General features: G+C 44.8%; 17 protein-coding genes. All 17 read left to right on the forward strand.

Features of this window, described 5'->3' with window-relative positions; genetic code table 11:
- The first annotated feature begins 6 nt into the window (after nucleotides 1-6).
- The 17 genes from GFB48_RS09415 (at nucleotide 7) to GFB48_RS09495 (ending at nucleotide 14,757) form a co-directional block, all read left to right on the forward strand.
- Entirely contained in the window at nucleotides 7-735 is a 729-nt protein-coding gene (locus tag GFB48_RS09415) for a flagellar basal body rod protein FlgF (protein WP_163934423.1), read from the forward strand.
- Nucleotides 736-752: 17 nt separating this feature from the next.
- On the forward strand, nucleotides 753-1,538 hold the full coding sequence (gene flgG, locus GFB48_RS09420; RefSeq protein WP_163934427.1) for a flagellar basal-body rod protein FlgG: 786 nt from the start codon (nucleotides 753-755) through the stop codon (nucleotides 1,536-1,538).
- 12 nt (nucleotides 1,539-1,550) lie between these two features.
- Complete coding sequence (gene flgH, locus GFB48_RS09425; protein ID WP_163934430.1) at nucleotides 1,551-2,216, forward strand: flagellar basal body L-ring protein FlgH; 666 nt, start codon at nucleotides 1,551-1,553, stop codon at nucleotides 2,214-2,216.
- Nucleotides 2,217-2,224: 8 nt separating this feature from the next.
- Nucleotides 2,225-3,322, forward strand: a complete 1,098-nt coding sequence (locus GFB48_RS09430; protein ID WP_163934433.1) for a flagellar basal body P-ring protein FlgI — start codon at nucleotides 2,225-2,227, stop codon at nucleotides 3,320-3,322.
- The gene (locus GFB48_RS09435) at nucleotides 3,322-3,732 is read left to right on the forward strand and encodes a rod-binding protein (protein WP_163934436.1); all 411 of its coding nucleotides are present in this window, start codon (nucleotides 3,322-3,324) and stop codon (nucleotides 3,730-3,732) included. The genes GFB48_RS09430 and GFB48_RS09435 overlap by 1 nt, the downstream gene beginning before the upstream one ends.
- A 12-nt stretch (nucleotides 3,733-3,744) precedes the next feature.
- On the forward strand, nucleotides 3,745-5,100 hold the full coding sequence (gene flgK / locus GFB48_RS09440) for a flagellar hook-associated protein FlgK (protein ID WP_163934439.1): 1,356 nt from the start codon (nucleotides 3,745-3,747) through the stop codon (nucleotides 5,098-5,100).
- A gap of 9 nt (nucleotides 5,101-5,109) precedes the next feature.
- The gene (gene flgL, locus GFB48_RS09445) at nucleotides 5,110-5,997 is read left to right on the forward strand and encodes a flagellar hook-associated protein FlgL (RefSeq protein ID WP_163934442.1); all 888 of its coding nucleotides are present in this window, start codon (nucleotides 5,110-5,112) and stop codon (nucleotides 5,995-5,997) included.
- 10 nt (nucleotides 5,998-6,007) lie between these two features.
- Nucleotides 6,008-7,048, forward strand: coding sequence for a hypothetical protein (locus GFB48_RS09450; RefSeq protein WP_163934445.1), 1,041 nt, complete (start codon nucleotides 6,008-6,010; stop codon nucleotides 7,046-7,048).
- A 325-nt stretch (nucleotides 7,049-7,373) separates the two neighbouring features.
- Complete coding sequence (lafA, locus tag GFB48_RS09455; RefSeq protein WP_163934448.1) at nucleotides 7,374-8,216, forward strand: lateral flagellin LafA; 843 nt, start codon at nucleotides 7,374-7,376, stop codon at nucleotides 8,214-8,216.
- A 357-nt stretch (nucleotides 8,217-8,573) separates the two neighbouring features.
- Nucleotides 8,574-9,917: a flagellar filament capping protein FliD gene (fliD, locus tag GFB48_RS09460; protein ID WP_163934451.1), complete on the forward strand. Its 1,344-nt coding sequence runs from the start codon at nucleotides 8,574-8,576 to the stop codon at nucleotides 9,915-9,917.
- Between the two features lie 12 nt (nucleotides 9,918-9,929).
- Nucleotides 9,930-10,316, forward strand: a complete 387-nt coding sequence (gene fliS / locus GFB48_RS09465; RefSeq protein WP_163934453.1) for a flagellar export chaperone FliS — start codon at nucleotides 9,930-9,932, stop codon at nucleotides 10,314-10,316.
- The gene (locus GFB48_RS09470; protein ID WP_163934456.1) at nucleotides 10,309-10,623 is read left to right on the forward strand and encodes a hypothetical protein; all 315 of its coding nucleotides are present in this window, start codon (nucleotides 10,309-10,311) and stop codon (nucleotides 10,621-10,623) included. Before fliS ends, GFB48_RS09470 begins: the two co-directional genes overlap by 8 nt.
- Nucleotides 10,610-11,581 (forward strand): flagellar hook-length control protein FliK, encoded by a 972-nt coding sequence (locus GFB48_RS09475; RefSeq protein ID WP_163934458.1) that lies wholly within the window; start codon nucleotides 10,610-10,612, stop codon nucleotides 11,579-11,581. Before GFB48_RS09470 ends, GFB48_RS09475 begins: the two co-directional genes overlap by 14 nt.
- 20 nt (nucleotides 11,582-11,601) lie before the next feature.
- Nucleotides 11,602-12,042, forward strand: a complete 441-nt coding sequence (gene fliL, locus GFB48_RS09480) for a flagellar basal body-associated protein FliL (protein ID WP_163934460.1) — start codon at nucleotides 11,602-11,604, stop codon at nucleotides 12,040-12,042.
- Between the two features lie 18 nt (nucleotides 12,043-12,060).
- Nucleotides 12,061-12,831 (forward strand): RNA polymerase sigma factor FliA, encoded by a 771-nt coding sequence (locus tag GFB48_RS09485; RefSeq protein WP_163934463.1) that lies wholly within the window; start codon nucleotides 12,061-12,063, stop codon nucleotides 12,829-12,831.
- 16 nt (nucleotides 12,832-12,847) lie between these two features.
- Nucleotides 12,848-13,705: a flagellar motor stator protein MotA gene (gene motA, locus GFB48_RS09490; protein WP_163934465.1), complete on the forward strand. Its 858-nt coding sequence runs from the start codon at nucleotides 12,848-12,850 to the stop codon at nucleotides 13,703-13,705.
- Complete coding sequence (locus GFB48_RS09495) at nucleotides 13,705-14,757, forward strand: flagellar motor protein MotB (protein WP_163934468.1); 1,053 nt, start codon at nucleotides 13,705-13,707, stop codon at nucleotides 14,755-14,757. The genes motA and GFB48_RS09495 overlap by 1 nt, the downstream gene beginning before the upstream one ends.
- The last annotated feature ends 7 nt before the right edge of the window (nucleotides 14,758-14,764 follow it).

Genomic DNA, 14,764 nt, shown 5'->3' on the forward strand with positions numbered 1-14,764 from the left:
GTTGTCATGGATAAGTTAATGTACACCGCGGTAAGTGGTGCAACTCGAGCCATGCAAGGGCAGCAAGTGCATGCCCATAACCTAGCGAATGGCGACTCGATGGGCTTCAAGGCCCAGTTTGAACGTTCTGAAGCGCACCGCTTAGAAGGCACTGGCTATCAAGCTAGGGTGCTAAACCATGCGGTTGCCGCGGGTACCTCTTTTGCTCATGGGGAGTTAGAGGTGACAGGACGAGAACTTGATATTGCTGTCTCAGGGGATGGCTACTTTGCGGTCGCAGAGGGAGAGCAGGAACGCTATGTGCGTACTGGGCAACTGCGAATTAATGGTGATAACCAACTCGTATTAGGCAACCGCCCAGTGATGGGGATTAATGGTGCAATTGAAATTCCTGAAAATCGCCGCATCACCATTGGCGCCAACGGTATGATTAACATGGAGCCTCAAGACGGTGGCTTAAGTGTGCAACTTGATACCATTAAACTCGTTAATCCGGCCAATAATCAATTAACCAAAACCTTAGACGGGCTTTATAAAACCATCGATGACCAACCTTTAGACGTCAATGACGAGGTATCGTTAGTCACAGGTCATTTAGAAGGCTCTAACGTTAACCCAGTGGCCGAGATGATCGCCAATATGAACATGAGTCGTCAATTTGAAATGCAAATAAAAATGATGAAAGCCGCCGACTCATTAGCCCAAGCAGGTAATCGCCTGATCCGTGGCAGTTAATTATTAAGGAATAAACTATGCAAGCAGCACTATGGATAAGTAAAACCGGCCTAGCCGCTCAAGACACTAAGATGTCAGCGATTGCCAACAACCTCGCTAACGTCAACACGGTAGGTTTTAAAAAATCTCGCGTCGGTTTTAGTGATTTATTCTATCAAACTCAGCGTCAAGCAGGTGCCCAAGTAGACCAACAGAACCAATTACCAACAGGCTTACAAATTGGTAACGGCGTGCGGGTTACAGGTACCCAAAAGGTGTTCACTTCAGGTACTTTTGAAACCACCAACCAAGATTTAGACATGGCGATTATTGGCCAAGGTTTCTTTGAAATCGAGATGGCCAATGGTGAGCGTGCTTTCACTCGCAATGGCCAATTTCACTTAAACTCTGAGGGTTTAATGGTAAATGGCGACGGTCTGCCTCTGGTTCCTCAAGTTGAGGTACCAGAAGAAGCCACCGGTATTTCAATTGGTACTGATGGTCTAGTTACCGTCAGCGTAGCAGGTGATGTCGAGCCTCAGGAAATTGGCCAAATTAACCTAATCAACTTTGCGAATGCTGCTGGCCTTGAAGCAATCGGCGGTAACCTTTTCCGTGAAACCGCTGGCAGCGGCCCAGCGGTTGAAGGCATTCCAGGGGAAGGTGCATTTGGTTCAATTAAACATAAGCACCTAGAAGGCTCAAATGTCAGTGTGGTAGATGAAATGGTAGAAATGATCTCTACCCAGCGTGCTTATGAGATGAATGCCAAAGTGGTTTCATCTGCCGACTCCATGCTTAAGTTCCTTAACCAATCACTTTAAGGCTGTATTTTTATGATTAAGCGGGTGCTAACGCCTTTATTAGTATTGTTGCTCAGTGGCTGTGTCACTGTGCATCAGACCGTTCTTCCCGAACCAGATTCACAACAAACCGAGCTGCTTCTGGATTACCAAGTACCGGCGGCCAAGGATGGCAGCCTCTATCGTCAGGGCCATGTGCTGTCATTATTCCAAGACAGAAGAGCCTATCGTGTTGGCGATATTCTCACGGTTGTGCTTGATGAGCGTACTTTTTCTTCTAAGCAGGCTGGCACTCGTTTAGGCAAGGACTCGGCCGTTGGCGCCTCTGGTGACTTCAGTATTGGTGGTAATACCGGTTCGGGCACCTTTGGTATTGGTGCTAACCGTGATTTTAATGGTAATGGCAGCTCAACTCAGCAAAACAAACTCGAAGGTTCAATTACCGTAAGCGTGTATAAAGTGTTGCCAAGTGGTGTGCTACTTATCAAGGGTGAGAAATGGCTTCGCCTCAATCAAGGTGATGAATTTATTAAGTTACAGGGCATTGTCAGAGTGGAAGACATTGATGGCGGAAATCGTCTTTCCTCACAACGTATTGCAGAGGCTCGCATTACCTACTCGGGTAAAGGCGATATTGCCAACAGCAATAAACAAAGTTGGTTAAGCAGCTTCTTTAATGACCCGATTTTCCCAATTTAAGGCTAACCATGAGAGTATTAATTTTCCTTTTATCACTAATAAGCTTGCACACCTTCGCTGCACCTAAACCACTACTGGATGTGGTCGATGTGCAAGGGGTGCGTGACAACCAACTAATCGGTTACGGTCTGGTGGTCGGTTTATCTGGTACCGGTGATCGTACCCAAGTTCGCTTTACCAGTCAGTCAATTGTCAATATGTTAAAGCAATTTGGGGTACAGCTATCTGACCGCACGGATCCTAAGCTTAAGAACGTTGCCGCGGTGGCGGTGCATGCCAGCATCCCTGCTCTAGCGGGCCCTGGTCAAACCATCGACGTAACGGTTTCAAGTATTGGTGATGCCAAAAGCCTACGGGGTGGCACGCTATTAATGACGCCGTTAAAAGGTATCGATGGTCAAGTGTATGCGGTAGCACAGGGTAACTTAGTTGTTGGCGGGATTAGCGCCCAAGGCCGTGATGGTTCCAGTATGCAAATTAATACCCCTACCGTGGGTACCATCCCTGCTGGCGCGCTGATCGAAAAAGAAATTGCCACTGAATACTTAACAAAGCCACAGATAAGCTTAAATCTACGTCAAGCCAGCTTTACCTCTGCTAGAAATATTGAAAAAGCCATCAACCAGTTATTTGGCCCGGGTGTCGCGGTAGCGGCGAGCCATGCTCGGGTCATGGTGGCGGCCCCAGCAGACAGCAGCCAACGTGTGACCTTTATGTCGATGCTTGAAGAAGTCAAAGTAGAAACGGGTCGCAAGCGTCCAAAAGTCGTGTTTAACACTCGTACGGGTACCGTAGTAATGGGGCAAGATGTCAAAGTTTATAAGGCTGCAGTCAGCCATGGTAACTTGACCGTATCCATTACTGAACGCCAACGTGTCAGCCAACCAACCGGGTTTTTAACGGATGGTGAGCCCGTGGTAACGCAAGAAAGTAATATTGATATTGACCAACAACAAATTAATATGTTTGTATGGCCAGAGGGAACCTCATTAGAAGAAATTGTTAGGGCGGTTAACAGCTTAGGTGCCTCTTCTAACGACTTAATGGCAATCTTACAAGCCCTGCATCAAGCAGGCGCAATGGATGCGGAGTTGGTAGTAATATAATGACTCAAATCAATAAAATTGACCTCGCTCAAGTGAGTCATAAGCAAACCACTATTGCTAAAAACAATAGCCAAGATCTACAAGGTGTGGCTTCAGAGTTTGAAGCACTGTTTTTACAGAAAGTACTCAAACATATGCGCAGTGCCAGTGACGCCCTGCAAGATGATGAGGCACTATTTTCCACCAAAGAAAATAAATTTTATCGTGATATGTACGATGGCAAGTTGGCACAGAGTCTTTCACAACGTGGCCAGCTTGGGCTGGCTAACTCTATTGTAAAACAATGGCAACAGCCTGAGGCACTTCAGCCTCAGCAAAAACCTGTCGCTTTAAATAAGCATACTCATGATAACGCCAATGTTCACCCTGCATTTAGGGCAAGCATTCATCAAATTGGCCAAAATAAATAATAAGAGTCACCTATGAACATGATTAATATTGGTTTGTCAGGGATTAATGCGGCAAACATCAATTTAAATTACACCTCAAATAACATTGCCAATATGTTGACCCCAGGTTTCAGCCGTTTAGAGGCTCTACAGGAAACTGCCAATGCCTTTTCTAAAGGTGTGCAAATTACTGGCGCCCGTCGTATTACCGATGGTTTCCTAACCGAGCAAGTATGGCGTACCAGCAGTGTCCAAGGTTTTAATAACAATGTATTGGACGGCCTGTCCAAGCTAGAAACCATTGTCGCGAGTGACTCAAACAATATTGGTGTCGGTTTTGATGAATTATTTGCCGCTTTCAATGCAGCCATGGAGCAACCAAATGCTACCGCCCAAAGACAGCAAATTCTTAACGAATCGAACTCTATTGCCAAAAAATTTAATCAATTAGCGCAATCATTTGATACTGAGTACACCCAAGTTACCAATGAATTAAATGCTGGGGTTAACACCGCCAACCAATTAATGGCCAACATTGCCGATCTTAACCAAAAGATCCAACAGGCCCAAGGTCAAGGCCGTGAGAGTTATAATCTGCAAGATAAGCGTGATGAAGCGATTAAACAACTCAGTGACATCGTACAAGTACGTGCTACTGAAAACAATGATGGCACCATCAACCTGTCATTGCCTGATGGCCAACCGTTAGTATTATCAACCACCGCAGCAAAATTGGCTGTTTATACTGACCCTGTCGACACGAGTATGAATCATTTACAACTGGAACTTGGTGGCCAACAATTCCAAATCAACCAGCCTGGGGGTAAGCTAGGCGGCACTTTGCATTACCGTGACAATCATTTAGCTGGTATGCGTGATTCAGTTAACGAATTAGCACTAACTTTTGCCAATGAAATCAACGGCATTTTAAATAATGGCTTTGATTTAAATGGCAATCCAGGCGCTTCTCTATTTAGCTTTGATGCCACCAATCCTGCGGCAACTTTAAGTGTTACCGCTGGCCTTTCAGCAAATGATTTGGCCTTTAGTCAAAACGGCGCCCCAGGGGATAACTCCAATCTAAAGGATCTGATTGATCTTAAAGATCGCTCAATTTACTACAACAGCTTAGGTCAAGATGCCACTTTGCATGAGGTGTTTTCCAATATTGTTGGTGACCTTGCCATTAGCACTCGTCAAGCGCAAATGGAAGTGGATGCTGGCCAAGCCATGAAAGATGACGCCATCGCTAAGCGTGATTCAGTCAGTGCCGTTAATGAAGATGAAGAATTGGCCAACATTATGATTTATAGCCAAAATTACCAGGCTAATGCCAAAGTAGTCAGCACTGCCGATGAACTGTTCAACACGTTAATTAATACTTTCTAGGGGATTATCATGAGAATTTCAGATACACAAATGCAAACCATGATGCTGTCGTCCTTACACCGCAGTGGCAGCCAGTACGCTGAGTTAATGCAGCAAATGGCCACCGGTAATAAAATTAACAAGCCCTCTGATGATCCATTAGCCAGTATGAAGATCATGGGCATTGAGCGGCAACAAAGTGCTACCGCCCAGTATCAAAAAAACATTGAATCTTTACAGGCGCGTTTAAGCTCGCAAGAAACCTATACCTCAAATATGCTCAACAGCTTGCAGCGGGTCAATGAACTGATCATTTTATCTAATAATGATGCGGTTTCCCAAGATGGTTTAGATGGTATTGCCATCGAACTTACCGAATTGCGCAAGTCGCTGATGAGCGCTGCCAACGCCCAAGATGAAAATGGTGCCTACTTGTTTTCTGGCCACCAAATTACTACCCCAGCTATCGCCGCCGATAACAGCTACCAAGGGGACAATGGCAGCCGTGATGTATTGGTGTCTAAGGGTACTTATATGCAGTCAAACGATACTGCAGCAACGATGTTCTACGCTAATGGTACCAATTTATTTCAAGCCATTGATGACGCTATCGCGGCCTTAAAAGACCCTACTGTTGACCATGCTGCTGAAATTGCTGTCCTTAATGATGCCTGGCTAGCTAGCTTTAGCAGCATTAACACCATTCAAACAGAAATGGGTGGTCGTCAAAAAACCCTAGAGCAGTTTTTAGGCTCCCATGCCGAGGTTGAGCTGTTTCAAGATACTCTATTAGGTAAGATTGAATCCCTTGATTACGCCGAAGCCACCATGGAAGTTAACCAGATATCGACGGCGTTGCAAGCGACCATGGCCAGCTATTCACAAGTGAATCAGCTGTCGTTGGTTGATTACTTTTAAGGTGAATTAAGTGCAGCAAATTCAGAATGTTACTAGTCATAACAATCACTATTTAGGAAAAACCCAGTTACTGCCCAACGCCAAGGCGCCGGCAGTAACCGCTAGTGATAGCAACACAGTAACAACAACCAGCAAAGGGGTCAGCCTAAGCCAACGACTGGCAAGGCAACCGCAGTGGGAACAGCTTAATGGTCAGCATATGCAGTTGGCCACCGCCGAAGCCAGTGCGAAAACCTTGCAAGCGTTCCGTAAAAAAAGCTATGAACTGATGAGTGACCTGTCCTTTTATAACAAGGGCGGCAACCTTGATAAGGCTGAGCTACAAAGGCAAAAAAAGCAGCTGATTGATTTTGTTAAAAATGCCCGCTTTGATGGTGAAAACCTGTTAACCAATCAGTTAGAAGTACGGGTGTTAAACAAGCAAATTAATGATAAACGTACTTTTAGTTTAAATAACGTCGATTTAATCAGCCCACAACCACGCACTGAGCAGTTAAATTTTGTATTAGGGGGCGATAACCCGGTCCAGGTCCCCATCACTCTGGAGGCCAATCTGCCAGCCAAGGCGGCAGCCCATAAATTGAATATGGCCCTTGCTCCCCATGGCATTCGCGTTGCCATAGATGCCCAAGGGCAAATGTTGCTGCAAGCCGAAGAATCGCGCTTTTATGATCTAAAGGATCAAATTTATATAAAAGGTCAAGGCCTAAGGTTACCCGCAGGCAACCCCATTGCCCTAAAGGTCACTGAACATATTCACCCCAAGGATCTGAGTCGATTAAGTTTTGACAATCGAACTGAGGTTAATGCCAGTATGCAGCTGCTGCAAAAGGCCAGCCAACAGGCGGTGCAGCAAATGGGGCAACTACAATCCTTTTCTAAACAGGTGATCCAGGCTTTGCCAGTCAGCCCGACCCTTAATGATGAGCAATTAGCCATGACCCAGGGGCGCGTCCATTTAACCCTGAATGATGGCTTACTCGGTGCCCTAGCAGGGTATCAAACCCAAGCCAATGTCAGCCGCAACCACACCGTTGCCCTCCTAAAATAATCGACTAGGGCCCAGCAGCTGGGCGCTATACTTTGGCCATCTGGGCTGAATGGGTTAATCAGCATGGCGGCGCGTTTCTGTGCCGCATCAATCAGACAACAATGCAACGGCATAACTTTAGTAAGCGCTTACTGCTTTGATACCCTTTACCTTGTCACTATTCGCCATTTTTTTGACGTTAAAATAAGCAACTAAAATAAAAACCCATTTTTTTTCATTTTTTACTTAACGATCGATAAAGCCATGTCGCCTATCTAATTTTGCCAGGGGTGATAACCATTTTACGGGAATTCCCCTTCCATTATTTTTTACAAGGAGACGGAAAATGGCACTATCAGTTCACACTAACTATTCTGCACTAGTTGCACAAAATGCTTTAAACCAAAACCAAAACTCGCTAAACACAGCGATGGAGCGTTTAGGTACGGGTCTACGCATTAACTCGGCAGCTGACGATGCTGCTGGTCTATCTATTGCTAACAAGCTAGAAGCACAAACTCGCGGTATGACTGTGGCGATGCGTAACTCTCAAGATGCGATTTCTATGCTACAAACCGCCGATGGCGCCCTAGACGAGCTATCAAACATTGCTTACCGCATGAAAGACCTAGCTACCCAAGCTGCGAACGATTCAAACGGCCTTTCTGAGCGTGTTTCTTTAGATGCAGAATACCAAGAGCTAAAAGCAGAAGCTGAGCGTATTATGGAATTCACTAGCTATGGTGCAGGTGACCTTCTGTTTCGTAATGGCCGCCTAGAGAACCCTATGGAATTCCAAATCGGTGCCAGCTCAGATGAATTCATCGAGGTGGATATGTCAGGTGAATTAACTAACATTGATTTTGCTGGTACCCTCGGAACTATTACTGGTGATACAGCTGCTAATTCAGGTGCAAGAGCCGAAATTGATGCTGTTACCCTTTTATTTGACAACATCAACACCCTACGCGGTAAAACTGGTGCAACCATCAACCGTCTAGAGCACACTATCTCTAACTTAGGTAACATTGTTGAGAACACTTCTGCTGCTAAAGGCCGTATCATGGATGCTGACTTCGCGGTTGAGTCTTCAAACATGTCTAAGCAACAAATCCTAATGCAAGCGGGTACTTCTGTACTAGCGCAAGCTAAGCAAATGACTGGCCTAGTGACTTCACTACTTCGTTAATTTTAGCTTAAGCTGATTTAAGGCGCCCTTGGGCGCCTTTTTTATTGCCAAAGCCAATAACTTTTACACCATTTTAACCATTGGATTGATTATCCCCCCCCACTGACAGCCCCCTTGCTGCGCCAGCTTTGGTTCGTTCCATTAAAAGTTTATTCACTCGCCGTTTAGGTCGCCTGTATTAGGTAAGTGATTGCTCAGCCACGCTTGGTTATGCGGAAATATGGGTTCCTAACACTACCTTGTGTTTTCCTGCTTCGAGCCGCCTCAGCATCACAACCCTTTAGTTACAAGCCTTTAGCCAGTTTTAATATTGGCATAATAAATGCTTTAGTAAGACACTAACCATAAGGAAAGAATATGTTTGTCAGTAGCGCTGCCGATATGGCCTACCAATTTGTCATGGTAGAAAGAGCCCCTAAAGATAACCTGTTTCAGATGCAACAGGCCAGATTGAATGCCCAGATTGATGCCCTAAATGAGCTTAAAACTAAAATGAGTTCATTTCAGTCTGCCATGGATGAATTGGCTAAAACCGGCTCTTTCCAAGGCACGGCGCCAACGCTTTCAAGTGAAGATTATTTTACCGCCAGCTCAGATGCGAATGCGGTCAGTGCCAGTTATGATTTATACGTTAAGCAGTTGGCCTCAGCCCACCAGGTGTCGCTGCAATTTGGCAGTGAAGACGCCATCATGGCCACCCAGGGGGATTTAACCTTAAGTTTAGGCAGTGATAGTTTCACCATCGATATGGCAAGCTTGCCAGCAGGGGCCAAACTGACTGACTTAAGGGATGCCATCAATGCCGCTGGCGATAACCCCGGAATTTCGGCATCACTGATTAAAAGTGGAGATAAAACCCACTTAATGCTGACCAGTAATGAAACCGGTGCGGCTAATCAGATTGATATTAATTTTGCCAACTATGACGCTGGCGAGACCGAGGCCAATTTATTGGTGGGTAAAATTAATGACCGTACTGAACGTGCTGCCGCCCAAGACGCCATTATTGAAGTCGGTAGCACGAACCCACTGGTATTGACCTCCAGCTCTAATACCGTCACTGACGCTATTCCAGGGGTAACCTTAGAGTTGACTAAGGCCCATACCCAAGATGCCCTCGGTGGCTACATTGATGGCCCTATCAAGCTTGATATCAATCAAGATGATGAAGGCATTAAAGGCCAACTACAAAGCTTTGTTGATTCCTATAACGAGCTCTATAACGCCCTTAAAGAAGCCACCAGTAGTGGTGACGGTGAAGGCAGTTTTGGCGCCCTCTCAGCCGATGGTTCAATGCGTTCGGTGATCTCCCAGTTACGCACCATATTAAACGGTCAATCGGCCGATGGTTTATCCCTAAGCTTAATCGGCATAACCACTAGCCGCGATGGCAGCTTAAGCATAGACAGCGCCAAACTTGATGATGCCATTGCTAACAACAGTGCCGGTATTGAGAATTTATTCAATGAAACCAATGGCCTTATCGAACGTTTAGATGTGTCTATCGACAGTCAAATTGGTGTTGATGGCTCAATTAAGACCCGTACCAATTCATTGCAAAATCGTTTAGGCGATATCGATATCAAGATTGAAAACCATAATATGCGCATGGATCGCATCTATCAGCGCTATTTGGCTCAATTTACCCAAATGGAGGCCATCCAACAACAGATGAACTCCACCATGAGCCTATTTTACTAATAAGAGGATTTTATGCTTACTCACAATAATCCATATTCCAATTACCAGCACACCGGCCTTGAGGCCCGTGCTGCTGCCGCAAGTCCTCAGGAATTGGTGGTGATGTTAATTGACGGTTTACTCGATGAAATCGACCGTGTTGAAGGTCATATCAATGCCGGCAACCACGAAAAAAAATCGCTATCGGTAAATAAGTGCATGGAAATTATTCAGGGACTTGATACTTCTTTGGATATGCAAGGGGGCGGCGACCTTGCGCAAAACTTGCACCAGCTTTATCAGTACTGCTCCCGCAGTTTATTTGATGCCAGCTTAAAAAATGACATTGAGGTGTTAACACCGGTCAGGCAGGTGATGCACAACCTTAAACAAGGCTGGCAAGGTGCAACTAATGGCTGATAGCGGTTTAACCAAGACACTGCAGCAACTGGGCTTTTTAATGCAAAAAGCCCTAGCAGAAAAAGATTGGCTGGCCATTAAAGGGCTTGACCAACAGCTTGCCGTGACTTTACAAAACCTTTCAGCGGAGCAGCAAGCTGCCAGTGACGTTAAGCCGTTGCTTAATAAGATAAAAAAATTACATCAAACCATATTGGCGACCTTACAAGCTGAACAAAGCAAATTAGGTCAACAATTAAAGGCACATAAGAACAACCAAAACCGGGTTAATGCCTACAATCAGGTACAGACCCATGCCAGGAATTAATATGCAGGGCTTTTTAAATATCGCTAACCCAACAGCTATTGGCTCTCACGGTGCCAAGCTGTTCACTGCTGGCCAACCACTTTTTGGCCACCCTTTTAGTGGCGAAGGTATGTTTATGGCTGCGTTACCCAGTGATGTCAATGCAGATAGCAACCAACAGCTGCCAATTGACGATCTTGTGCAATTGCTTGAACAACAACTGCCGGAGCCCTTAAATCAACAAATTAGCCAGTGGCTAGGCAATTTACCCGTTGTCGAGCAACATCAGTTGCAACCTAAATTACAGCAATGGCTGGCGGCTTTCAAACAACAGCCCAGTGACCAACAGCAACACATCGTGCAGCAACTACAACAGTTGTTACCAGGCAAAGCAGAATCCAATCAACTTAAGCCTGAGGCCGTGACTCAGTTAAAAACCTTAGTCACCCAAGCGACAAACTTGGATGCCAGCAGTAATAAAACGGAAGCATTATTGCAACAGCTTAATCAACAGCAAACTCTTGCAGCTAATGAAGCCAAACACCAATGGGCGCAGATCAAAGTCGATAAGTCCATGGCAGCTTGGTCACAACAGTTATTAGCGCCGGTTTCACAGCGATTACAGTTTCAAGCCAGTCAGGGCATTCAACATGCTTCAATGCGCTTAGACCCGCCAGAAATGGGTAAAATTGAACTCACCCTAAAGATGGATGGGGACAAGCTCAATGTACAAGTAAACGCTAGTAATCCTGCTGTGCGTGATGCCCTAGCCGCTGGCCTAGATAGGCTTAAACAAGATTTGTCTACCCAGACATTTAATCAAGTCAGCGTTGATGTCTCTGGTGACAGCAACCCACACCAGCATCAACAACAATTACAGCAATCCGATGCTATTTCAGCTAACCCTGGATTGATTGCTAATGAGTCCAAAGAATCGACCCAAGAGCAACGTTCTGCCATGGTTAACACGCTAGTTTAATAAGGAAATTTGAGGTACCTATGAAAAATTCTACTTTTAAAAATGTCTTCACTGTACTTGCCAGTATTGTTATTACCTTAGGCGCAGTATTTTTTTACCTAGATTCACAAAAGTCTCAACTTGGTGAAAATGTAATGGGGGATGACAGAACCCATTATTTCCCACTTGAGAAAATCGTGGTTAGCGTCGAAGGCGAAAAACAAATTCACTACCTAATGGTAGAAATGTCAATTCAAACCAAAGATCCTCGTCAGATCACTATTATGGAGCAAAACAAGCCCATCATTCGCAACGAACTATTAAAGCTCTTTGGTTCTAAAGACTACAACACCGTCAAACAGATGGACAATATCGAGCAACTGCAACAAGAAGTGGTCCAAAGACTAAGACAAAGCCTTGAAAAGAATGGCTTTCCTTTTGCTATTGATAATGTCCTATTTACCCAATTAGTACTGCAATAATCCTTTAGGAGGCGCTCTATGTTGGCAACTAATCATAATAACCAGCCAAAAAACAAAAGCCTAAGCAGTTCTCCATTTGGCGGCTATGAAGAGCAGAAGCTTCATCCTGCTAACCAAGAAGATATGATCAATAATGAGCAATACTGGCTCAGCCGTTACTTACCGTTAGTGAAACGAACGGTCAATATGATGCAATCTCACTGTGGCCCTACCCTCGAAAAAGAGGATATGGAACAGCTTGGTTTGATGGCTTTATTAGAGTCCATCAGGCGCTATCCGGGTAAACATGATCCTGGCTTTGGCAGTTATGCCAAGCAAAGAGTTCGGGGTGCCATTTTAGATGAGCTTAGGCGTCAAGATTGGCGCCCACGACAATTGCGCCAACAATCCCATGAACTCAATGACACCATTAGGCAATTGTCAAAAGAGTTAGGCCGCCCGCCTAAAGATCAAGAAGTCGCCGCCGCTTTAAATTTATCAGAGGATGACTTTCGAGAACGTCTCTACGCCAGTCAAGCGGCAAACTTGCAAAGCTTAGAAACTCTGCTCGATGATGGTCTGCAACTGGATGGTCAAGACCAAGCCTTACAAAGGGAAATTCAAAAGCGTTCATTGGAACAAGCCCTTAAAACCTTAACCAAACGTCAGCAAGTGCTGCTGCATTTGTATTATCAGCAAGAGCTGAGTTTGAAAGAAATCGCTCTGGTTTTCCAAGTTACAGAATCCAGAGTATGCCAATTACATAAACAAGCCGTCAGTGCATTACAAGCAAGCTTAATTAACGGATAATTTTCAGGGTAGTAGTATGCAAAAGTTTTTAGGTATTCTTATCGTCATTTTCAGCGTTTTCGGCGGCTACTCTTTGGCCCAAGGAAACATGCTGGCTTTATGGCAGCCAGCGGAATTAATCATTATTTTGGGAGCCGGTATCGGCGCTTTAGTGCTAGCGAATCCAATCGCGGTATTAAAGCTTATGTGGCAACAAACCCAACAAGTTTTTCAGGGGCAACAAATTACCCAAGAGCATTATCAAGAAATGTTTGCTTTGATTTATATGATGTTTGAACAAGTTCGCCAATCTGGCATCAAGTCATTAGACGAACACTTAGATTCACCATTTGAAAGCTCAATGTTCCTAGCTCACCCGAAATTATTAGAGTGTCCTCAAGCCATCACCTTTTTGACTGACAACTTAAGATTGCTATCAATGGGTAAAATCCTACCCCATGAGCTTGAGCAAATGTTAGAACAAGAAATTGAAAATCTAACTGAAGACCAACTTCGACCTGCCGCCGCTTTACAACGCTCAGCTGAAGCCATGCCAGGTTTTGGTATTTTAGGGGCTGTCGTCGGCATTATTATTACTATGCAATCTATTGATGGCCCCTTAACCATGATTGGTGTTCATGTTGCAGCAGCGCTGGTTGGTACTTTTATTGGTATTTTTGCTTGTTACTGTATTTTAGACCCGCTAGCCAGTGCCCTAGAGCACAAGGTTAAAGATGAAACCGTCATGTTAGAATCGATACGCGCAGCATTATCAGCCTACCATCAAGGTAAAGCCACCATGATTTGTATTGATGCCGCAAGAAAGCAAATCCGTACCGAAATAAAACCAAGCTTCGTACAAGTTGAGCACTGGATTGAAGAGGCGACCCACTAATGGCAGTTTCAGCAGCCCCTATTATTGTTCGCAAGAGCCGCAAAAAAAGAGGCCTAACGACCCATGGTGGTGCTTGGAAGGTCGCTTTTGCTGACTTCACCTTAGCTATGATGGCCTTTTTCATGGTGATGTGGATTTTAGAAATTGCCGACTATCGTGAACGTGAAGCCATTGTTAAATATCTCAATGGTACCATAGTGTTTGATAACGGTGGTCATCCATTTGACATCGCTTCCAGTCCATTTCCGATTGATTTTGAAGGCAGTCAATCATTAGTCAAGTGGCAGGCCCCAAGCGGGTTTAACGGTGTGCAGGCCTTAGGTACTGCCACCTTGAACCATTTACCTAACGGTGACCAAGAAACCAATGCCGGCTTAGGTCCGCAGTCAAATTCAATCATTACCGAGCAAAACAACAGCGAACAAACACTCAGTGCGTTAGCGGATATTATTGCAAAGCAGCTGCAACAAGCACAGCTTAACCATAATATGAAACTTGATATCGTCACTGATGGCTTAAGAATACGTTTTCAAGATAATGTAGAGCATCAAATGTTTGTCAGAGGTCGAGCTGAGGTTACCCCTTACTTTGAAGATTTGTTGTTGGCTTTATCGCCTATTTTATCAACCATAGATAATTCACTTATATTAACCGGCCATACAGATAGTATTAAGTATTCTAAAACTGGATACAGCAATTGGGAGCTTTCTAGCGATCGCGCTCTGGCAGCAAGGCATATTCTAGCCTATGGCGGTATTAATGATCAGTTCGTGCAAGTGAGCGGCATGGCCGATACCGTTCCGGTTGACAAAACCAACCCGAATAGTGCTAGTAATCGTCGTATCGAATTGTTAATCTTAACTGAAAGTGCTGCAAATAAGTTAAACCAAATGTTTGATCCCCACGAAGTTGTAACAGCAGAACAACCTGCTGATATTGTTGAAGGTCAACCAACTAAACAAACAAATGCCCTGAGCCCGGTTGCCGCAGCACAGCAGCTAGCAACAGACAATCAACCTATATCGAGGCTTCAGGCAATTTCAAGGATCTGATATAGCC

The sequence above is a fragment of the Paraferrimonas sp. SM1919 genome, assembly GCF_010993985.1.
Classification (GTDB): Bacteria; Pseudomonadota; Gammaproteobacteria; order Enterobacterales; family Shewanellaceae; genus SM1919.